This is a genomic window from Mycobacterium sp. HUMS_12744610, assembly GCF_041206865.1.
Lineage (GTDB): Bacteria > Actinomycetota > Actinomycetes > Mycobacteriales > Mycobacteriaceae > Mycobacterium > Mycobacterium servetii.
Genome location: NZ_JBGEDP010000001.1, coordinates 4,170,823 through 4,190,539, shown reverse-complemented (window position 1 = coordinate 4,190,539; position 19,717 = coordinate 4,170,823). Strand labels below are relative to the sequence as shown.

Annotated in this window: 19 protein-coding genes and 1 pseudogene; 15 read left to right on the top strand and 5 right to left on the bottom strand. The window is 69.8% G+C overall.

Annotated features, from left to right (window positions below; all coding sequences use genetic code 11):
• Window positions 1-87 precede the first annotated feature (87 nt).
• The 3 genes and pseudogenes from AB8998_RS20100 to truB all read left to right on the top strand — a co-directional run.
• Window positions 88-1,062 (top strand): annotated as a pseudogene (locus AB8998_RS20100) (metallophosphoesterase family protein); the annotation flags it as partial.
• 7 nt (window positions 1,063-1,069) lie between these two features.
• Window positions 1,070-1,744 (top strand): 4'-phosphopantetheinyl transferase PptT, encoded by a 675-nt coding sequence (gene pptT, locus AB8998_RS20095; protein WP_369741671.1) that lies wholly within the window; start codon window positions 1,070-1,072, stop codon window positions 1,742-1,744.
• Entirely contained in the window at window positions 1,741-2,646 is a 906-nt protein-coding gene (truB, locus tag AB8998_RS20090) for a tRNA pseudouridine(55) synthase TruB (RefSeq protein WP_369741670.1), read from the top strand. The genes pptT and truB overlap by 4 nt, the downstream gene beginning before the upstream one ends.
• A 27-nt stretch (window positions 2,647-2,673) precedes the next feature.
• Here the strand turns inward: truB and AB8998_RS20085 are convergent, their stop codons facing one another.
• Both AB8998_RS20085 and mntR read right to left on the bottom strand, forming a co-directional pair.
• Window positions 2,674-3,033, bottom strand: coding sequence for a hypothetical protein (locus tag AB8998_RS20085; protein ID WP_369739457.1), 360 nt, complete (start codon window positions 3,031-3,033; stop codon window positions 2,674-2,676).
• A 523-nt stretch (window positions 3,034-3,556) separates the two neighbouring features.
• Window positions 3,557-4,261 carry a manganese-binding transcriptional regulator MntR gene (gene mntR, locus AB8998_RS20080; protein WP_369739456.1) on the bottom strand — a complete coding sequence of 235 codons (705 nt, stop codon included), beginning with the start codon at window positions 4,259-4,261 and terminating at the stop codon, window positions 3,557-3,559.
• An 83-nt stretch (window positions 4,262-4,344) separates the two neighbouring features.
• Between mntR and AB8998_RS20075 the strand changes: the two genes are divergently transcribed.
• The 5 genes from AB8998_RS20075 to AB8998_RS20055 all read left to right on the top strand — a co-directional run bounded on the left by AB8998_RS20075 (window position 4,345) and on the right by AB8998_RS20055 (window position 10,700).
• The gene (locus AB8998_RS20075; RefSeq protein ID WP_369739455.1) at window positions 4,345-5,316 is read left to right on the top strand and encodes a bifunctional riboflavin kinase/FAD synthetase; all 972 of its coding nucleotides are present in this window, start codon (window positions 4,345-4,347) and stop codon (window positions 5,314-5,316) included.
• Between the two features lie 108 nt (window positions 5,317-5,424).
• Window positions 5,425-5,694 (top strand): 30S ribosomal protein S15, encoded by a 270-nt coding sequence (gene rpsO / locus AB8998_RS20070; RefSeq protein WP_369739454.1) that lies wholly within the window; start codon window positions 5,425-5,427, stop codon window positions 5,692-5,694.
• 332 nt (window positions 5,695-6,026) lie between these two features.
• Window positions 6,027-8,312 carry a polyribonucleotide nucleotidyltransferase gene (locus AB8998_RS20065; protein WP_369739453.1) on the top strand — a complete coding sequence of 762 codons (2,286 nt, stop codon included), beginning with the start codon at window positions 6,027-6,029 and terminating at the stop codon, window positions 8,310-8,312.
• Window positions 8,290-9,675 (top strand): M16 family metallopeptidase, encoded by a 1,386-nt coding sequence (locus AB8998_RS20060; protein ID WP_369739452.1) that lies wholly within the window; start codon window positions 8,290-8,292, stop codon window positions 9,673-9,675. The genes AB8998_RS20065 and AB8998_RS20060 overlap by 23 nt, the downstream gene beginning before the upstream one ends.
• A 5-nt stretch (window positions 9,676-9,680) precedes the next feature.
• Entirely contained in the window at window positions 9,681-10,700 is a 1,020-nt protein-coding gene (locus AB8998_RS20055) for a nitronate monooxygenase (protein ID WP_369739451.1), read from the top strand.
• Between the two features lie 15 nt (window positions 10,701-10,715).
• Here AB8998_RS20055 and ald read toward each other — a convergent pair whose 3' ends face one another.
• On the bottom strand, window positions 10,716-11,831 hold the full coding sequence (ald, locus tag AB8998_RS20050; protein ID WP_369739450.1) for an alanine dehydrogenase: 1,116 nt from the start codon (window positions 11,829-11,831) through the stop codon (window positions 10,716-10,718).
• A gap of 99 nt (window positions 11,832-11,930) precedes the next feature.
• Here ald and aldR point away from each other — a divergent pair, with 99 nt between their 5' ends.
• From aldR to AB8998_RS20025, 5 genes are read left to right on the top strand one after another with little or no spacing between them, the layout of a single operon-like run.
• Window positions 11,931-12,446 carry an HTH-type transcriptional regulator AldR gene (gene aldR, locus AB8998_RS20045; protein ID WP_369739449.1) on the top strand — a complete coding sequence of 172 codons (516 nt, stop codon included), beginning with the start codon at window positions 11,931-11,933 and terminating at the stop codon, window positions 12,444-12,446.
• A 7-nt stretch (window positions 12,447-12,453) separates the two neighbouring features.
• Entirely contained in the window at window positions 12,454-12,936 is a 483-nt protein-coding gene (locus tag AB8998_RS20040; protein WP_369739448.1) for an SRPBCC family protein, read from the top strand.
• 20 nt (window positions 12,937-12,956) lie between these two features.
• Window positions 12,957-14,405 (top strand): flavin-containing monooxygenase, encoded by a 1,449-nt coding sequence (locus tag AB8998_RS20035; RefSeq protein WP_369739447.1) that lies wholly within the window; start codon window positions 12,957-12,959, stop codon window positions 14,403-14,405.
• A 9-nt stretch (window positions 14,406-14,414) separates the two neighbouring features.
• Window positions 14,415-15,335: a metal-dependent hydrolase gene (locus AB8998_RS20030; protein ID WP_369739446.1), complete on the top strand. Its 921-nt coding sequence runs from the start codon at window positions 14,415-14,417 to the stop codon at window positions 15,333-15,335.
• Between the two features lie 11 nt (window positions 15,336-15,346).
• Window positions 15,347-16,423, top strand: a complete 1,077-nt coding sequence (locus tag AB8998_RS20025) for a PDR/VanB family oxidoreductase (protein WP_369739445.1) — start codon at window positions 15,347-15,349, stop codon at window positions 16,421-16,423.
• Here the strand turns inward: AB8998_RS20025 and AB8998_RS20020 are convergent.
• Complete coding sequence (locus tag AB8998_RS20020; protein WP_369739444.1) at window positions 16,410-16,922, bottom strand: GNAT family N-acetyltransferase; 513 nt, start codon at window positions 16,920-16,922, stop codon at window positions 16,410-16,412. The genes AB8998_RS20025 and AB8998_RS20020 overlap by 14 nt on opposite strands.
• Entirely contained in the window at window positions 16,919-17,497 is a 579-nt protein-coding gene (locus AB8998_RS20015; RefSeq protein WP_369741669.1) for a TetR/AcrR family transcriptional regulator, read from the bottom strand. Before AB8998_RS20015 ends, AB8998_RS20020 begins: the two co-directional genes overlap by 4 nt.
• 144 nt (window positions 17,498-17,641) lie before the next feature.
• On the opposite strand from AB8998_RS20015, the gene AB8998_RS20010 reads away from it, so the two are divergent.
• Both AB8998_RS20010 and AB8998_RS20005 read left to right on the top strand, forming a co-directional pair.
• Window positions 17,642-18,622, top strand: a complete 981-nt coding sequence (locus AB8998_RS20010) for an aromatic ring-hydroxylating dioxygenase subunit alpha (RefSeq protein ID WP_369739443.1) — start codon at window positions 17,642-17,644, stop codon at window positions 18,620-18,622.
• 6 nt (window positions 18,623-18,628) lie between these two features.
• A complete protein-coding gene (locus AB8998_RS20005) occupies window positions 18,629-19,717 on the top strand; it encodes an NAD(P)H-dependent amine dehydrogenase family protein (RefSeq protein ID WP_369739442.1) in 1,089 nt (362 codons plus the stop codon).

The following is a 19,717-nucleotide window of genomic DNA, read 5'->3' as shown; positions in this document are numbered from 1 at the left end:
AGTCGCGTGGTCGCCGTCACAGCCGAACCCGGGTACCGCCCGGGCACGCCAGGGCTCGTCCGGTGCGGATCGTTAGGCTGGTTGGTCATGGCCGGGCAGGAATCGACGAGCGGGGGGCAGCCGACGCCTCAACCGACCCTGTGGGCGGTGTCCGACCTGCACACCGGGCACCTGGGCAACAAGCCGATCGCCGAGTCACTGCACCCGTCGTCGCCGGACGACTGGCTGATCGTCGCGGGCGACGTCGCCGAACGCACCGACGAGATCCACTGGACGCTGGACCTGCTGCGGCGGCGGTTCGCCAAGGTGATCTGGGTGCCGGGCAACCACGAGCTGTGGACCACGAATCGGGACCCCAAGCAGATCTTCGGGCGGAGCCGCTACGAGTATCTGGTGCACATGTGCGACCAGATGGGCGTGGTCACGCCCGAGCATCCGTTCCCGGTGTGGACCGAACGTGGCGGGCCGGCCACGATCGTGCCGATGTTCTTGCTCTACGACTACAGCTTCCTGCCGGAGGGGGCCGCGACCAAGGCCGAGGGCCTGGCGATCGCGCGGGAGCGCAACGTGGTGGCCACCGACGAATTCCTGTTGTCCTCGGAGCCCTACGCCACCCGCGATGCCTGGTGCCGGGACCGGCTGGCGAAAACCCGCGCCCGGCTCGAAGATCTCGACTGGATGACCCCGACCGTGTTGGTGAACCATTTCCCGCTGGTCCGCGAGCCCTGCGACGCGTTGTTCTACCCGGAGTTCTCGCTGTGGTGCGGGACCACCAAGACCGCCGACTGGCACACCCGCTACAACGCCGTGTGCTCGGTGTACGGCCACCTGCACATCCCGCGCACCACCTGGTACGACGACGTGCGCTTCGAGGAGGTGTCGGTGGGCTACCCGCGGGAGTGGCGGCGCCGCACGCCCTACAGCTGGCTGCGCCAGGTGCTGCCCGACCCCCGGTACCCGCCCGGCTACCTCAACGACTTCGGCGGCCACTTCGAGATCACCCCGCAGATGCGGGAGCAGGCCGCCAAGTTCCGGGAACGAGTGCGGCAGCGGCAGTCGCGATGCGCGCATGCTGGTGTCGGCGGTGCTGCCGGAGACCGTGTCGCGGGACCTGGCGTATTCGGAGCTCTACTCCGACCCGCCCGGCCTGGCCCCGCTGCCCGAAGAGGAGCCGTTGATCGCCAAGTCGGTCGCCAAGCGGCGCAACGAGTTCGTCACCGCGCGGCACTGCGCGCGGATCGCGCTCGGCGAGCTCGGCCTGCCGCCGGTGCCGATCCTCAAGGGCGACAAGGGGCAACCGTGCTGGCCCGACGGCGTGGTGGGCAGCCTCACCCACTGCGCGGGCTACCGCGGGGCGGTGGTGGGCCGCGCCGGCGCGGTGCGTTCGGTCGGCATCGACGCCGAACCGCACGACGTGCTGCCGGACGGGGTGCTGGACGCGATCACGCTGACCGAGGAGCGCCACGAGATCGCCGCGTTGCCCGACGGGCTGCACTGGGACCGGATCCTGTTCTGCGCCAAGGAGGCGACGTACAAGGCGTGGTTTCCGTTGACCAACAGATGGCTCGGTTTCGAGGACGCGCACATCGTGTTCGACGTCGACCCGGCCCGGGCCGGGACCGTTGGGACGTTCGTCTCGAAGATCCTGGTCGACGGACAGGCGCTGTCGGGTCCGCCGCTGACCGCGCTGCGGGGCCGCTGGTCGGTCGAGCGCGGGCTGGTGCTCACCGCGATCGTCCTATGAGCGCAGGTCCCGGTGGGGCCGGACCCGAGCCGGGACTGGTCGTCGTCGACAAGCCGGCCGGGATGACCAGCCACGACGTGGTGGCGCGCTGTCGGCGCGTCTTCGCCACGCGCAGGGTGGGGCATGCCGGCACGCTGGACCCGATGGCCACCGGCGTGCTGGTCATCGGCATCGACCGCGCCACCAAGATCCTCGGCCTGCTGACGGCGGCCCCGAAGTCGTATGCGGCCACCGTGCGCCTGGGGCAGACCACGTCCACCGAGGACGCCGACGGCGAACTGCTGGAGGGCGTCCCGGCCGGCCACCTGACCGACGCGGCGATCGCGGCCGCGGTCGAGGGGTTGCGCGGCGACATCGAGCAGGTGCCCTCGGCCGTCAGCGCCATCAAGGTGGACGGCCGGCGCGCCTATCGTCTGGTCCGCGAGGGCCGTTCCGTCGAACTCGCGGCCAGGCCGGTGCGCATCGACCGCTTCGACGTGGTGGGGCGCCGGTCCCACGGCGAGTGTGTCGACCTGGACGTCGAGGTCGACTGCTCCTCGGGGACCTACATCCGGGCGCTGGCCCGAGACCTGGGCGCCGCGCTGGGCGTGGGCGGGCATCTGACGTCGTTGCGGCGCACCCGCGTCGGCCGCTTCGGCCTGGACCAGGCGAGCTCGCTCGACGACCTGGCCGAGCAGCCCCGGCTGACCTACACGCTGGACGAGGCCTGCCTGCTGATGTTCGCCCGCCGCGGCCTGACCGCCGCGGAGGCCGAGGCCACCGGCCACGGCCGGCCCCTGGCGCCGGCCGGCATCGACGGCGTCTACGCCGCCTGCGGTCCCGACGGCCGCGTGATGGCGCTGCTGCGCGACGAGGGCGTGCGGACGAAGTCGGTGGTGGTGATCCGCCCGGCGAAGCTGTAGGCCGGACCGGAATGAGTCGGACCGCAGTCACATCAGTTGCTCGCCTTTGTTCTCCACCAGCGCGACCATCTCCTCGAGCAGGTGGGTATGGCGGGGGCATTGGTCGGTGACCGAGAGCGTGACCACTTGACTGGCCTGGCGGCTGCTGAAACCCGACTGGTCCATCACGTCCTGGATCGCCAACAGGACCCCGCGCAGCGTCGGGCGGATGTCCAGGCTTCGACATACGACAGGCGCTGCCGTGGTCGCATAGCCCACCACGTCAGGCTCGGCCGGTCTGGTCGGGTCGGCACGCGACACGGCCACCTGGGGGCAGGACATGCTCGCCGCGAGCAGCATCCCAGCTCCCCAGACGCCGTATCGCGCCGCGACCACGAGTTTGGTCACAATCCCTCCTTTGGCCCTCCTTTGGCCCTCCTTTGGCCCTCCTTTGGCCGATCGATCCGAGAAATCTCGGAGCAATGAAAATCCCGGGGAAGTGAAAATTCCGGGGCGGTGAAAGTTTGTGCGCGTGAGGGGGCTATCACCAAGATTGTGCTCAAACAATGCCGTCGCCGTCCAAGACAGGATTCGAATCGCTTGATAGCTGTGATCAATCAAAGTCCGGGAGTCGAGGGTGGGGCGCTTATATTCCGGTGCCATCGGCAGGGGCGATACATAGGGTCCGGAGTTGCGCATTTGCGTCGGGAATAATTACCCGAAGCATTTCTCGCGGCCGGCGAATTCGGCCAATAATTCCCGTTCTTTATCGGGGACGCGCAAATTATCGCCCTGCACGAATACTGTCGTCCTGGCATCGCGCTCCTGCGCGAACTCTCCCGGGGCCCGTTGCACACCGGACAGCGGATCGCCTCGCAGGTTCGGGGCACCCACATCGCCAGGGGCCTGGCGGCCGGCTGACGGGCGCCGGTCAGCCCACCACCCAGATCGCCCGGGCCGCCGGGCTGCCCAGGTCGACCGTCGCCTCGGCGCCGTCGGCGGCCTCGATCGCCACCGAGATCATGCCCGCGAACTCGCGCCGGGTCAGCACCCGCAGCCGCGAGTCGAGGTTGATCCCGACGTCGGCGAAATAGCGCAGCATCTCCGGGTCGGCATCGGAGATGCGCGCCACGGTGCCGAGGTCGCCGTCGGCGCAGGCCCACAATTGGCGCGCCGGCGGCGTGGGCACCTGCCCGTCGGAGGCCGGGATCGGGTCGCCGTGCGGGTCGCGCTGCGGGAATCCCAGCTTGGCGTCGATGCGGGCCACCAGGCGGTCCGAAACCGCGTGTTCGAGCACCTCGGCCTCGTCGTGAACCTCGTCCCAGCTGTAACCGAGCTCGTTGACCAGGAAGGTCTCCAGCAGCCGGTGCCGGCGCACCATCTCCAGCGCGGCCCGCCGCCCCGCCTCGGTCAGCGACACCGCGCCGTATTTCTCGTGGTCGACGAGGCCCTGCTCGGCGAGTCTGCGGATCGACTCCGAGGCCGTGCTGGCCGACACCCCGATCTTCTCGGCCAGCATCTTGGTGCTGACCTTGTGCGGGGCGTCTTTCGGGGACCACTCCTGGGCGTTCCAGATGGCCTTGAGGTAGTCCTGGCCGACCGCGGTCAGGCCACCCGGCTCGTCGTCCGCCCTCACAAGCCTGCAGTTTAGGCATCCCACCCCTGGTCCGCCCTGCCGCCCGTGCGCGCACCGCCATCTCGCGCCGTAGGCTTGCGGTTGTGCAGCGCTGGCGCGGCCAAGACGAGATCCCCACGGACTGGGGCAGGTGCGTCCTCACCATCGGCGTGTTCGACGGTGTGCACCGCGGGCACGCCGAATTGATCGCCCACGCGGTCAAGGCGGCCCGGGCCCGCAACGTGCCGTCCGTGCTGATGACCTTCGATCCCCACCCGATGGAAGTCGTCTATCCGGGCAGCCACCCGGCCCAGCTGACGACGCTGGCCCGCCGCGCCGAACTCGTCGAGGAGATGGGCATCGACGTCTTTCTGGTGATGCCGTTCACGACGGACTTCATGAAGCTCACGCCCGAGCGCTACGTCCACGAACTGCTGGTGGAGCACCTGCACGTGGTCGAGGTCGTGGTGGGGGAGAACTTCACCTTCGGCAGGAAGGCGGGCGGTAACGTCGGCACGCTGCGCAAGGCGGGTGAGCGATTCGGATTCGCGGTGGAGTCGATGTCGCTGCTGTCCGAGCACCACAGCAACGAGAACGTGACGTTCTCCTCCACCTACATCCGGTCCTGCGTGGACGCCGGCGACATGATGGCGGCCACCGAGGCGCTGGGCCGCCCGCACCGCGTCGAGGGTGTCGTGGTCCGGGGCTACGGGCGGGGCGCCGAGTTGGGCTATCCGACCGCCAACGTGGCGCCGCCGATGTATTCGGCCATTCCGGCCGATGGCGTTTACGCCGCCTGGTTCACCGTCCTGGGGCACGGACCGGTGACGGGCACGGTAGTGCCGGGGGAGCGCTACCAGTCCGCGGTCTCCGTGGGCACCAACCCGACGTTCTCCGGGCGCACCCGCACCGTCGAGGCCTTCGTGCTGGACAAGTCCGCCGACCTGTACGGACAGCACGTGGCGCTGGACTTCGTCGCGCGCATCCGCGGCCAGAAGAGGTTCGACGCGGTGAGCGATCTGGTCGCGGAGATCGGCGCCGACACCGATCGCACGCGCGCCCTGCTCAAGGACTGATCGGCGGCCGTGCTGCTAAACTGCCGGTCGACATCGGCGCGGGCTGCGGTTCGCGGTGGCCGCGCCGGGATATCTACTCATCGCGGACCGATTGATGGAGTTGTTTTCGTGGCGCTGACAGCCGAGCAGAAAAAAGAGATCCTGGGCACCTACGGCCTGCACGACACCGACACCGGGTCCCCGGAGGCGCAGGTGGCGTTGCTGACCAAGCGGATCTCGGACCTGACCGAGCACCTCAAGGTGCACAAGCACGACCACCACTCGCGGCGGGGGCTGCTGCTGCTGGTCGGGCGGCGGCGCCGGCTGCTCAAGTACGTCTCCCAGACCGACGTGGAGCGCTACCGCTCCCTGATCGAGCGCCTGGGCCTGCGTCGCTGACCCGCGCGCGCAGGTCGGCCCGGCGATTCGGGCCCCCCGCGGCGGCCGTGTAGAGTGAGGTCGTTCTGGGCCGTTTCGGCCCGGACGAACGGTGCGGTGCGCGCAGATCCGCGGGTGCCGTTCCAGCGTGTCACTATGCACCTCCGAGTGAGCAGCCCAGTCTGCATCGGGCGGTCTTCGGTAGTGGCTGCCGGGCTCTCCGGATCTGGGGCAGGTCGGCCGCTTCGATCGATGGCCGTAGCCGTATTCAGACTTCGCTCTTCGCGCTCTCGCGGGTGACTTGCGGGAGCACGCGAAAAAGCTGAATACCCAGAGAGGCTGTACGCCCACAGATGTCTGTATCTGAGATTGACCAGGGTGTGTTCGAGTCGACCGCCGTCATCGACAACGGTAGTTTCGGCACCCGCACCATCCGCTTCGAGACCGGCCGGTTGGCCCAGCAGGCCGCCGGGGCCGTGGTCGCCTACCTCGACGACGAGAACATGCTGCTGTCGGCGACCACCGCCAGCAAGAGCCCCCGCGAGCACTTCGACTTCTTCCCGCTGACGGTCGACGTCGAGGAGCGCATGTACGCCGCGGGCCGCATTCCCGGCTCGTTCTTCCGGCGCGAAGGCCGGCCCTCCACCGACGCGATCCTGACCTGCCGGCTGATCGACCGTCCGCTGCGCCCGTCGTTCGTCGACGGCCTGCGCAACGAGATCCAGGTCGTGGTGACGATCCTGAGTCTGGATCCCAACGACCTCTACGACGTGCTGGCGATCAACGCCGCGTCGGCCTCCACGCAGCTGAGCGGTCTGCCGTTCTCCGGCCCGATCGGCGGCGTGCGCGTCGCCCTCATCGACGGCACCTGGGTCGCCTTCCCCACGGTCGAACAGCTCGAGCGGGCCGTCTTCGACATGGTGGTGGCCGGGCGCATCGTCGGCGAGGAAGACGGCAAGGCGGATGTGGCCATCATGATGGTCGAGGCCGAAGCCACCGAGAACGTCATCGAGCTCGTCGCGGGCGGCGCCCAGGCGCCGACGGAAAGCGTTGTGGCGCAAGGCCTGGAGGCCGCCAAGCCGTTCATCGCCACGCTGTGCAAGGCCCAGCAGGAGCTGGCCGGCGCGGCCGCGAAGCCCACCGGCGAGTTCCCCGTGTTCCCCGAGTACGGCGAGGACGTCTACTACTCGGTCTCCTCGGTGGCCACCGACGAACTGGCCGCCGCGCTGACCATCGCCGACAAGACCGAGCGCAACAACCGCACCGACGAGCTCAAGGCGCAGGTCCTCGAGCGGCTCGCCGGGAACTCCGGGACCTACGCGGGCCGGGAGAAGGAGGTCGGCGCCGCGTTCCGGTCGCTGACCAAGAAGCTGGTCCGCCAGCGCATCCTCACCGACCACTTCCGCATCGACGGCCGCGGCATCACCGACATCCGCGCGCTGAGCGCCGAGGTGGCCGTGGTGCCGCGGGCGCACGGCAGCGCGCTGTTCGAGCGCGGCGAGACCCAGATCCTGGGTGTCACCACCCTGGACATGGTCAAGATGGCCCAGCAGATCGACTCGCTGGGGCCCGAGACGTCCAAGCGCTACATGCACCACTACAACTTCCCGCCGTTCTCCACCGGCGAGACCGGCCGGGTCGGCTCGCCCAAGCGGCGCGAGATCGGGCACGGCGCGCTGGCCGAGCGGGCACTGATCCCGGTGCTGCCCAGCGTCGAGGACTTCCCGTACGCGATCCGTCAGGTGTCCGAGGCCCTGGGCTCCAACGGCTCGACCTCGATGGGTTCGGTGTGCGCGTCGACCCTGGCGCTGCTCAACGCCGGGGTGCCGCTGAAGGCGCCGGTGGCGGGCATCGCGATGGGCCTGGTCTCCGACGACGTCGAGATCGACGGTAAGACCGAGCGCCGCTTCGTCACCCTGACCGACATCCTGGGCGCCGAGGACGCGTTCGGCGACATGGACTTCAAGTGCGCCGGCACCAAGGACATGGTCACCGCCCTGCAGCTGGACACCAAGCTGGACGGGATCCCCTCCCAGGTGCTCGCGGGCGCGCTCGAGCAGGCCAAAGATGCCCGGCTGACCATCCTGGAGGTCATGGCCGAGGCGATCGACGCCCCCGACGAGATGAGCCCCTACGCCCCGCGGGTGACCACGATCAAGGTCCCGGTCGACAAGATCGGCGAGGTCATCGGCCCCAAGGGCAAGGTCATCAACGCCATCACCGAGGAGACCGGCGCGCAGATCTCCATCGAGGACGACGGCACCGTGTTCGTCGGCGCCACCGACGGCCCGTCCGCGCAGGCCGCCATCGACCGGATCAACGCGATCGCCAACCCGCAGCTCCCGACGGTCGGCGAGCGGTTCCTGGGGACCGTGGTCAAGACGACGGACTTCGGGGCGTTCGTGTCGCTGCTGCCGGGCCGTGACGGGCTGGTGCACATCTCCAAGCTCGGCAAGGGCAAGCGCATCGCGAAGGTCGAGGACGTGGTCGGCGTCGGCGACAAGCTGCGGGTCGAGATCGCCGACATCGACAAGCGGGGCAAGATCTCGCTGGTCCTGGTCGACGACGACAGCGCCGCTTCCGAGACGCCTGCCGACTCGGGGGCCGCACCTGCAGATGCCGCGACAACCGGCAGCTGACCCGCCGGCCGGGCCCAAGCCCCGCACGGCGGCCGCCCTGCGCCGGGGCACGCTCGGAGCCGAGGCGAAACCGGAACACCGGGCCGCACTGCGCCGCACCACCCTGCCGGGTGGGCTGCGGGTGGTCACCGAGTTCCTGCCCGCGGTGCGCTCCGCGTCGGTCGGGGTGTGGGTGGGCGTCGGCTCGCGAGACGAGGGTTCGACCGTGGCCGGGGCGGCGCACTTCCTGGAGCACCTGCTGTTCAAGGCGACCCCGACGCGCACCGCGGTGGACATCGCGCAGGCGATGGACGCCGTCGGCGGGGAGTTGAACGCGTTCACCGCCAAGGAGCACACCTGCTACTACGCGCACGTGCTCGACAGCGACCTGGAGCTCGCCGTCGACCTGGTCGCCGACGTGGTGCTCAACGGCCGCTGCGCCGCCGAGGACGTCGAGCTCGAACGTGACGTCGTCCTCGAGGAGATCGCCATGCGCGACGACGACCCCGAAGACGCGCTGGGCGACATGTTCCTGTCGGCGCTCTTCGGCGACCACCCCGTCGGCCGTCCGGTGATCGGCACCGCGGAGTCGGTGTCGGCGATGACCCGGACCCAGCTGCACTCCTTCCACGTGCGCCGCTACCGGCCGGAACGCATGGTCGTCGCGGTGGCCGGCAACGTCGAGCACGATCGGGTAGTCGCCCTGGCGCGCGAGCACTTCGGCCCGCATCTGGTCCGCGGGCGCCGGTCCGTGGCCCCCCGCAAGGGCGCGGGTCGGGTGCAGGCGGTGCCCGGCCTGGCGCTGGGCCACCGCGACTCGGAGCAGACCCACGTGGCGCTGGGGGTGCGCACGCCGGGCCGCGGCTGGGAGCATCGCTGGGCGCTGTCGGTGCTGCACACCGCGCTGGGCGGCGGCCTGAGCTCCAGGCTCTTCCAGGAGGTGCGCGAGCTGCGCGGGCTGGCCTACTCGATCTACTCCTCGCTGGACATGTTCGCCGACAGCGGCGCGCTGTCGGTGTACGCGGCGTGCCTGCCGGAGCGGTTCCCCGACGTCATGCGGGTGAGCGGCGAGGTGCTCGACGCGGTGGCCCGCGACGGCATCACCGACGCCGAATGCCGGATCGCGAAGGGCTCGCTGCGCGGCGGGCTGGTCCTGGGGCTGGAGGATTCGAGTTCCCGGATGAGCCGTCTGGGCCGCAGCGAACTAAACTACGGCAGGCACCGCAGCATCGAGCAGACGCTGCGGCGGATCGACGAGGTGACGGTCGAGGAGGTCAACGCGGTGGCCCGCAGGCTACTGAGCAAACGGTACGGCGCTGCCGTCGTCGGCCCGTATGCCTCGAAACGTCAGCTGCCCCAACAACTTCGGGCGATGGTGAATTAGCGCAGATGGTACTGGGCTTTTGGGACATCGCGGTGCCCATCGTGGGTGCGCCGATGGCCGGCGGCCCCGGCACCCCGGCGCTGGCCGCGGCGGTGTCCAACGCGGGCGGGCTGGGCTTCATCCCCGGGGGGCACCGCACCGCCGAGCAGTTCGCCGCTGACATCGCCGCGGCGCGCGCGGCCACCACCGGCCCGCTCGGGGTCAACCTGTTCGTACCCCAACCCAGCGTCGCCGACTGGCTGGCCCTGGAGTACTACGCCGAAGAACTCGTCGAGATCGCCGAGCACTACCAGGTCGAGGTCGGCCGGCCCGAGTACGGCGACGACGACGACTGGGAGCGCAAGCTCGAGGTGGTGGCCGACGTGCGGCCCGAGCTGGTGTCCTTCACCTTCGGCGTGCCCCCGCCCGACGTCATCCACCGGCTGGGGGCGCTGGGACTGCTGGTGATGGTCACCGTGACCTCGGCCTACGAGGCCGGCGTGGCCGTCGCCGCCGGCGCCGACAGCCTGGTCGTCCAGGGACCCGCCGCCGGCGGGCACCGCGGCACGTTCGCCCCCGACATGCAACCCGCCAACGAGTCGCTGCACCAGCTGCTCGCCCGGATCCGCAGCGCGCATGACGTCCCGCTCATCGCGGCCGGCGGCCTGGGCACCGCGCGCGACGTCACCGACGTGCTGAACCGGGGGGCGGTCGCCGCGCAGGTCGGCACCGCGCTGCTGCTGGCCGACGAGGCGGGCACCAACCCCGCGCACCGCACCGCCATGAAGAATCCGCTGTTCGCCACGACCGTTGTCACGCGGGCGTTCTCGGGGCGCTACGCCCGCGGGCTGGAGAACGACTTCACCCGGATGCTCGACAACGTGGCGCCGCTGGGCTATCCGGAGGTCAACCAGATGACCTCGCCGATCCGGGAGGCGGCCGCCGCCCTGGAGGACCCGAACGGATTTCCGCTGTGGGCCGGGACGTCGTTCCAGCACGCGCAGGCCGGACCGGCGGCCGACATCATCGCCGGCCTCACCGAGTAGCGGCCGGGGTCGGCCTCAGCCCAGCACGCTCGCCGGCGCGGTGTACGGCAGGCCCAGGTCGGTGGCGACGCGTTCGGACAGCAGCGCGCCGTCGTGCGTCGAAAGCCCTTTGGCCAGGGCCGGCTCGGACTGGCAGGCCGCCCGCCAGCCCCGGTCGGCGAGCTGGAGAACGTACGGCATCGTGGCATTGGTCAGCGCGTAGGTCGACGTCTTGGGCACCGCGCTGGGCATGTTGGCCACGCAGTAGAACAGCGTGTCGTGCACGGCGAAGGTGGGGTTGTCGTGGGTGGTCGGCCGCGAGTCTTCGAAGCAGCCGCCCTGGTCGATGGAGATGTCCACCAGCACCGCACCCGGCTTCATCTGTGCGACAAGTGAGTTGCCGATCAGCTTGGGCGCCTTGGCGCCGGGCACGAGAACCGCCCCGATCACTAGGTCGGCGCGCTGGACGGCGCCCTCGAGCTCGTACTTCGAGGAGTGGCGGGTGCTGATGTGGCCGCCGAACTCCGCGTCGAGCAGTCGCAGTTTGTTGACGTTGACGTCCAGGACGCGGACGGCGGCGCCCATGCCGGCGGCGATCCGGGCGGCGTTGTAACCGGCGGTGCCGGCGCCGATCACCACGACGTCGGTGGCCTTGACGCCGGGTACCCCGCCCATCAGTACGCCCCGGCCGCCCTGGGTGCGCATCAGGTGGTAGGCCCCGACCTGGGCGGAGAGCCGGCCGGCGACCTCGCTCATCGGCGCCAGCAACGGTAGCGCGCCGTCGGCGGTCTGGACGGTCTCGTAGGCGATCGACGTGGTGCCGGCGGCCAGCAGCGCCTCGGTGCAGGGCCGGGACGCGGCCAGGTGGAGATACGTGAAGAGCACCTGGCCCCGCCGCAGGAAGCCGTACTCGGCCGGCAGCGGTTCCTTCACCTTGAGCACCAGGTCCGCCTCGGCCCACACCTGCTCGGCGGTGCCGGCCAGTTGGGCGCCCGCCGCCTTGAATTTCGCGTCGGCGATCGCCGAGCCCTCGCCGGCGCCGGCCTGCACGAGCACCTCGTGGCCGTGGTGAGTCAGTTCGGTGACACCGGCGGGCGTGATGGCCACCCTGAGCTCGCTGTTCTTGGTCTCGGTCGGAACGCCGACGCGCATTTGGGCCCCCTGCCATGGGATTTCGATTGACAACTCCAAGTGTGAAGAAAGTTCGAATGTTTCGCAAACGGGACGCCGATGATTCGGTAAAGTGGTGCGATGGCTGAGGAAACAACTGGCCTGGACGGTGGGCAAGCTGGCCCGCCGAAGGATGTTCGACCCGCCGACCTCGACGATGTGGACCGCAGGATTCTGACCCTGTTGCACGCCGACGCGCGCATCACCAACACCGCACTGGCCGAGACGGTCGGCATCGCGCCGTCGACGTGCCACGGCCGCGTCCGGCGGCTTGCGGAGCTCGGCGTCATCCGGGGCTTCTACGCCGACATCGACCCGGTGGCCGTGGGGCTGCCGCTGCAGGCGATGATCTCGGTCAGCCTGCAGTCCCACGCGCGCGGCAAGATCCGCAGCTTCATCCACCGGATCAGCAGCAAGCCGCAGGTGCGCGACGTCTACTTCCTGGCCGGCGCCGACGACTTCCTGCTCCATGTCGCCGCCCGCGACACCGAGGACCTGCGCTCGTTCGTGGTCGAGAACCTGAACGCCGACGCCGACGTCGCGGGGACCCAGACGTCGCTGATCTTCGAGCATCTGCGCGGGGCCGCACCGATATGATCGGGCGATGACCCGGCCCACAGATTCCGCCGTGACGGCCACCGTGCACGTCGACGCCCCCGCCGAGGTGGTCTACGGGCTGCTCACCGACCTGCCGACGCTGGCCTCGCTGGCCGAGGAGACGGTGGCGATGGAATGGCGCAAGGGGGATCCCGGGGATGGCGGTGTCCGGCCGGGCGCCGTGTTCACCGGCCACAACGCGAGCGCCAGCCGGCGCTGGAGCACCCGCTGCACGGTCACCGACGCCGAACCGGGCCGCCAGTTCGCGTTCGACGTCACCCACACGGTGCTGCCGATCGCCCGCTGGCAGTACGACATCGTCGCGGACGACGGAGGCTGCCTGGTCACCGAGAGCACCTGGGACCGCAGGCCCGGCTGGTTTCGCAAGCTGGCCGGCAAGGCCACCGGCGTGCCCGACCGGGCCGCCGCCAACGCCGAGCACATCCGGCTCACCCTGCAGCGCCTCAAGCAGCGCGCCGAGGCCGGGTAGACGCACCCGGACCGGCCCCGATGACCCGACGCGATCCCGCCGTAGCCGTCGTCGGAGCGGGCATGTCCGGGCTGTGCATCGCAATCGCGTTGCTGCGCAACGGGATCGATGACGTCACGATCTACGAGAAGGCCGACGACGTGGGCGGCACGTGGCGGGACAACACCTACCCGGGCCTGTTCTGTGACGTGCCCTCGCGGGTCTACCAGTACAGCTTCGCCCGCAAGCCGGACTGGTCGCACGTGTTCTCCCCGGGCGGGGAGATCCAGGCCTACTTCCAGGGCATCGCCGACACGTTCGGGCTGCGGGACCGGATCCGGTTCGGCACCGAGATCGTCAGCGCCCGGTTCGACGGCGGGCGCTGGGCGCTGCGCACCGGCGCCGGCGCGGAGTCCGAGGTGGACTTTTTGATCTCGGCGACCGGTGTGCTGCACCATCCCCGGGTCCCGTCGCTGCCCGGTGCCGGCGACTTCGGCGGCCACCTGTTCCATTCGGCCCGCTGGGATCATTCCGTCGAGCTGCGGGGGCGGCGCGTCGCGGTGATCGGCAACGGATCGACCGGGATCCAGTTGGTCTGCGGCCTGGCCGGCGTCGCGGAAAAGCTGACCCTGTTCCAGCGCACCGCGCAATGGGTTGTCCGGCTGCCCAACCCGCGTTATCCCGGGCTGGCCGGGCGCACGCACCGAGCGGTTCCCTGGCTGGGCGGGTTGGCCCACCGGGCCTACAGTCTGGCCTTCGACACGTTCGCGGGCGCGCTGACCAAGCCGGGCCTGCGGCGAAAGGCGATGGGGGCGCTGTGCCGCGCCAGCCTGCGCACCGTGCGCGACCCCGGCCTGCGCGCCGCGCTGACCCCCGACTACCAGCCGATGTGCAAGCGGCTGGTGGTCTCGGGCGGCTTCTACCGGGCGATCCAGCGCGACGACGTCGAACTGGTCACCGCCGGCGTCGACCACCTGGAACGCCGCGGCATCGTGACCGGCGACGGGGTCCTGCACGAGGCGGACGTCATCGTGCTGGCCACCGGGTTCGACACCCACGCGTTCTTCCGGCCGATGCGGCTGACCGGGCGGGATGGGATCAGCGCCGACGAGGTGTGGCGCGACGGGCCGCGGGCGTATCAGACCGTCGCGATGCCGGGCTTCCCGAACTTCTTCATGATGCTCGGGCCGCACAGCCCGGTGGGCAACCTCGCCCTGACGTCGGTGGCCGAGTCGCAGGCCGACCACATCCTGAGATGGCTCCAGCGTTGGCGCAGCGGTGAATTCGACACCGTGGAGCCGAAGGTGTCGGCCACCGAGACGTTCAACGCCGCGCTGCGCGCCGCGATGCCCCGCACCGTGTGGACCACGGGTTGCGACAGCTGGTACCTCGGCAAGGACGGCATCCCCGAGGTGTGGCCCTTTACGCCGGCCGCGCATCGGGCCATGCTGGCCAAGACGGATTCCGCTCAGTACGAGCTGCGACGGTAGGGGGCCACGATGTTGCGCGTCGACGACCGGGCGGCGGGTCCGCATGACGCCTCGCTGGACCACGAACGCCTGGTCCTCGAGGCCCGCGATGTCGAATTCGACTGGTCGGCGCTGCCGTTTCACTACGTGCCCGGTGAGCCGTTCGTCACCCACGTCCTCAACGTCCTGCACCTGCTGCTGCCGGCGGGCGAAGAGTTTTTCGTCGAGGCGTTCAAGAAGTCGCTGCCGCTGATCAAAGACGAGCAGCTGCGGCAGGACGTGCAGGGCTTCATCGGCCAGGAGGCCGTGCACTCCCGCGCGCACGCCAAGGTGCTCGACCACTTCGCCGCCCGGGGCGTGGACGTCACGCCCTACACCGACCAGATCCGATGGCTGTTCGAGAAGCTGCTCGGGGAGCGGCCGGGGTGGGGCGTGCGGCGGCAGCGCAGCTGGCTGCTGGAGCAGATCTCGTTCGTGTCCGCGATCGAGCACTACACCGCCGTATTGGGTGAATGGGTGCTCAACTCGCCGGCCCACGACGCCATCGGCACCGACCCGGTGATGCTGGACATGCTGCGCTGGCACGGCGCCGAGGAGGTCGAACACAAGGCGGTGGCCTTCGACACCATGGTCCACCTGCGCGCCGGGTACTGGCGGCGCACCCGCGCACAGCTGGTCGTCGCACCGGCCATGGCGCTGTTGTGGTTTCGCGGGGTCCGGTTCCTGTACGCGATCGATCCGCACCTGCCGCCGGGCACCACGGCGCGGTGGTGGCTGTGGTGGTGGGACTACGTCCGCGCGGCACGTCGGGGCCTGGTGCCGTCTCCGCTGCGATTCGTGCGGGCCTTCGCCGACTACCACCGGCCCGGCTTCCATCCCTCGCAGCTGGGCGGGCTGGCCAGGGCGGTGGACTACCTGGCCGTCTCACCGGCCGCGCGTGCTTCGCGCTGACGGGTTGTGCTGTGCCCGAAAGCCTTTGGAGCAGCAGGTCCGCCGACCTGTACGGGCGTCGCGACCACGACCGGCTCGGCGCGCTGTTGTGGGGGCTGCGGGTGGTCTTCGACGGGTTCGCCTCGGTCTCGCGGTGGGAGCCGTCCCGGGTGCGACCGGTCCGGCGGACGCAGACGGCGGTGGTCACGCGGCGCGAACTCGTCGCCCCCGACGTGGTCGCCCTGACGTTGGCCGACGCTGACGGCCGGCCGCTCCCGTCCTGGACGCCCGGCGCGCACATCGACGTCCGGTTGCCCTCGGGACGACGCCGGCAGTACTCGTTGTGCGGTCAGCCCGGACGACGCACCGACTACCGCATCGCGATCCGCCGGATCCCCGACGGCGGCGGCGGTTCGATCGAGATGCACGAGTCTCTCGGCGTCGGCGACACCGTGGTGTTCGAGGGCCCGCGCAACGCGTTCTTCCTCGGCGCCGCCGAGCGCGACGTGCTGTTCGTGATCGGCGGCATCGGGGTGACGCCGATCCTGCCGATGATGCGGGCGGCCCAAGAGCATGGAATCGCCTGGCGCGCGGTGTATGCCGGTCGCAGCCGGGACTACATGCCGCTGCTGGACGAGGTGGTGTCAGTGGCGCCGGAGCGGGTGCGGGTCTGGGCCGATGACGAGCACGGCCGCTGCGCCGGTGTGGACGACCTGCTGGCCGGCGCCGGGCCCACGACGGCGGTGTACGTGTGCGGACCGACCGCGATGCTGGAGGCGGTGCGGGCGTCCCGCGCCGAGTTTGCCTCGGCGCCAATGCATTACGAGCGGTTCACCCCGCCGCCCGTCGTCGGGGGCGTGGCGTTCGAGGTGGAGCTCGCACGGTCGCGGCAGGTGCTCGGCGTTCCGGCGGACCGGTCGGCGCTGAGCGTCATGCTCGATCGAGACCCCACCACCCCCTACTCGTGCCGGCAGGGTTTTTGCGGGACCTGCAAGGTGAAAGTGCTTGCCGGACGGGTCGACCACCGGGGACGTCTCGGCGTGGGCGCCGACGAGATGCTGGTCTGCGTCTCGCGGGCCGACGGTCAGCGCGTCGTCATCGACGCCTGAGCGTGTAGCCCACGTGCGGCACCCGCACTCCCGCAAGCGGCTCCCAGTCCAGGGTGCGGCCGTCGAGCCGGAACTGCTTCTTCTCGTAGAAGCTGCGCGCTCTGTCGTTTTGCTCGGCACACCACAGCACCGCGTCGGCCGAGGGCAGCGTGCACAGCGCCGTGTCGAGCAGGCGGCCCCCGAGGCCGTGGCGCTGGCAGTCCTCGGCCACGTAGAGCGCGTCGATTTGAAGCTGACCGGGATCGGCGGGGTCGGGCCCGAAGATCGTCACGCCCGCGACCCGGTCGCCGGACTCGGCGATCCACATGCTCCACCCGGGCCGGCTCAGGTTCTGGGGGTAGATGTCGGCCGCCCAGCGCCGCGCCGGCCCGAGGATGTCGAGCAGCGGCGCGGTGAGGATCCCGGCCCAGGACCGCCGCCACGCCGGGTAGTGCATGTCCGCGACGCGGCCGAAATCGCTCGGGGTCGCTTCGCGGATCGTGGGCTCGCTGTCGTTCATTCCACCCGGGACTGTTCCAGATAGGCGACCAACGCGTTGGTCAGACCCCGCCGTGCCATGTCGAGGTCGGCGTAGGAACCCAGTTGGCGCTCGGACACCAGGCCGCGCATGGCGCCGGGGATGAGGGTGGCCACCTCGCGGACCCGCTCGGGGTCGACGCCGAGCCCGGCGAAGGCGTTCTGGCAGGTCTCCAGCCAGCTCTTGCCCCAGGAGAACAGCTCGGCCGCGGTGCGCGGGTAGAGGCGTTCGAGTTCCTTCGGGTCCCGGGGCAGTGCCGCCCGCAGGTTTTCGATCGCCCGCGAATCCGGCGACGCCAGTCCCCGGTAGAGGGTGTCGACGATGGCGCCGACTCGTTCGCGCAGGGGCACCTCGGGCTGCGTGGCCGTTGCCAGCGTCGAGATCGTCGCGGCGCGGCGCTCGGCCGTGCGGTGCAGCACCGCGGCCCAGAATCCGTCGGTGTCGCCGAACTGGTACTGCACCGCGCCCCAGGTGGCGCCGATCTCCTTGGCGATGCGGTTGGCCGACACCGAGCCCGGATCGCCGGAGGCCAGCGACGTCAGCGCGGCCTCCAGCATGCTCTCGCGAGTCGCCTGGCCGCGGCGGTTCGGGCGTCGGCCCGCGACATCGGTGCCTGTCACACGGCCGAGCCTAGTGAGGCCATCCATGTTTTCATAGAGGGTACTTTGATTTCTGGTGCGAGCCTCCTATCATTCGTACACATGGCTAAGCCGCCGTTGTCGATGAAACCGACCGGATGGTTCCAGGTCGCCTGGTCCGACGAGATCGGCATCGGCGACGTCCACAAGATGAAGTATTTCGACCAGGAGATGGTCGCGTGGCGGGCCGAGTCCGGCGAGCTCACCGTAATGAACGCCTACTGCGAACACCTCGGGGCGCACCTGGGCTATGGCGGTCAGGTGGTCGGTGAGGTGCTGCAGTGCCCGTTCCACGGGTGGCAGTGGAATCAGCAGGGCCGCAACGTCCGCATCCCGTACCAGGACCACCCCAACCGCGGCAGGCGGATCCGGACCTACCCCGTGGTCGAGCGGAACGAGTCGGTCTACATCTGGCACGACGTGCAGCGCCGCGAGCCGTACTTCGAGGCGCCCGACGTCTTCGCCGCGTTCGGCGACGGCAGCAGCGCCGGCGACTACTACCCGCAGCAGCGGCTCTACCGCGCGGGCCTGGAATTGCACCCGCAGTACGTGCTCGAAAACGGGGTCGACTTCGCGCATTTCAAGTTCGTGCACCACACCCCGATCGTGCCGGTCTTCACCCGCCACGACTTCGCCGACGCGGTGTCCTACGTCGACTTCACCATCACGTTCGAGGGCGACGACGGCCAGAGGATCGAGGACGTCAACAGCGGCGTGCAGGCCATCAACGGCGGTCTGGGAATCGCGGTGACCAAGAGTTGGGGGATGGTCGACAATCGGACGATCTCGGCGATCACCCCCGTCGACGAGTCCACCTCCGATGTCCGGTTCATGGTCTACATCGGCAGGTCGCCGGGCAAGGATCCGGAGCGGGCCGAGCGGAAGGCGTGTGAGTTCGGGCAGGAAGTGATCCGCCAGTTCACGCAGGACATCGATATCTGGGCGCACCAGCGCTACTCGGACCCGCCGGGGCTGACCACCGACGAGTACGAGGGTTTCACCGCAATCCGGGCGTGGGCCAAGCAGTTCTACGAGAAAGGCTGAACGCGAATGAATGCACCCGCTCGACCGACCCGCGTGTTCCAGGTGGCCACCGGCAACGTCGGCAAGGAGATGATCAAGCGGATCGCCACCCAGCCCGACCTGGAACTGGTTGGCGTGCACTGCTATTCGCCGGACAAAGTCGGCCGCGACGTCGGGGAGCTGGCCGGCATCGGCCCGGTCGGGGTGATGGCCACCGGCACCGTCGAGGAGATCATCGCCGCCCGGCCCGACGTGCTCACCTTCCATGGTGTGTTTCCCGACGAGGACCTCTACGTCAGGGTGCTCGAGGCGGGGATCAACGTCGTGACCACCGCCGACTGGATCACCGGGTGGCACCGCGACAAGAATCATCCGCACCCGTCGGGCAAGCCGGTGACGCAGCTGCTCTCGGAGGCCTGCGCGAAGGGCGGCGCGACGTTCTACGGCACCGGGATGAACCCGGGCCTGAATCAGATTCTGGGCGTTGTCTGCTCGGCCGACGTGGCCGAGATCGAGAACGTGACCACGATCGAGTCCGTCGACGTGTCGTGCCACCACTCCAAGGACACCTGGATCGAGGTGGGTTACGGCCTGCCAGTTGACGATCCGGAAATTCCGGCCAAGCTGGAGAAGTACACCCGGGTGTTCGCCGACAGCGTGCTGATGATGGCCGACTGCTTCGACCTGCCGCTGGACGAGGTGAAGTTCAGCTACGAGTTGGGCGCGTGCACCAAGGACGTCGACCTCGGCTGGTACACCCTGCCCAAGGGATCGCTGGGCGGCAACTACATCAAGTACCAGGGCATGGTCGACGGCGTGCCCCGGGTCGAGACGCACCTGGAATGGCAGATGACCCCGCACACCGACCCGAGCTGGGACATCAAGGGCTGCTACATCACCCAGATCAAGGGTGATCCCTGCATCTACAACAAGCACATGATCTTCCCCAGGCCCGGGGTGGACCTGTCCAACCCGGACAACTTCGCCTCCATCGGGATGACCGTGACGGGAATGCCCGCGCTGGCGTCGATCAAGTCGGTGGTGGCGGCGCCGCCGGGCCTGATCACCAGCGCGGACCTGCCGCTGCGCGGCTTCGCGGGGCGTTTCAAGCTCTGA

Coding starts and splice junctions, on each gene's coding strand:
- pptT (WP_369741671.1), top strand. CDS start 1,070: ATGCTGGTGTCGGCGGTGCTGCCGGAGACCGTGTCGCGGGACCTGGCG.
- truB (WP_369741670.1), top strand. CDS start 1,741: ATGAGCGCAGGTCCCGGTGGGGCCGGACCCGAGCCGGGACTGGTCGTC.
- AB8998_RS20065 (WP_369739453.1), top strand. CDS start 6,027: ATGTCTGTATCTGAGATTGACCAGGGTGTGTTCGAGTCGACCGCCGTC.
- AB8998_RS20060 (WP_369739452.1), top strand. CDS start 8,290: ATGCCGCGACAACCGGCAGCTGACCCGCCGGCCGGGCCCAAGCCCCGC.
- AB8998_RS20055 (WP_369739451.1), top strand. CDS start 9,681: ATGGTACTGGGCTTTTGGGACATCGCGGTGCCCATCGTGGGTGCGCCG.
- ald (WP_369739450.1), bottom strand. CDS start 11,831: ATGCGCGTCGGCGTTCCGACCGAGACCAAGAACAGCGAGCTCAGGGTG.
- aldR (WP_369739449.1), top strand. CDS start 11,931: ATGGCTGAGGAAACAACTGGCCTGGACGGTGGGCAAGCTGGCCCGCCG.
- AB8998_RS20040 (WP_369739448.1), top strand. CDS start 12,454: ATGACCCGGCCCACAGATTCCGCCGTGACGGCCACCGTGCACGTCGAC.
- AB8998_RS20035 (WP_369739447.1), top strand. CDS start 12,957: ATGACCCGACGCGATCCCGCCGTAGCCGTCGTCGGAGCGGGCATGTCC.
- AB8998_RS20030 (WP_369739446.1), top strand. CDS start 14,415: ATGTTGCGCGTCGACGACCGGGCGGCGGGTCCGCATGACGCCTCGCTG.
- AB8998_RS20020 (WP_369739444.1), bottom strand. CDS start 16,922: ATGAACGACAGCGAGCCCACGATCCGCGAAGCGACCCCGAGCGATTTC.
- AB8998_RS20015 (WP_369741669.1), bottom strand. CDS start 17,497: ATGCTGGAGGCCGCGCTGACGTCGCTGGCCTCCGGCGATCCGGGCTCG.
- AB8998_RS20010 (WP_369739443.1), top strand. CDS start 17,642: ATGGCTAAGCCGCCGTTGTCGATGAAACCGACCGGATGGTTCCAGGTC.
- AB8998_RS20005 (WP_369739442.1), top strand. CDS start 18,629: ATGAATGCACCCGCTCGACCGACCCGCGTGTTCCAGGTGGCCACCGGC.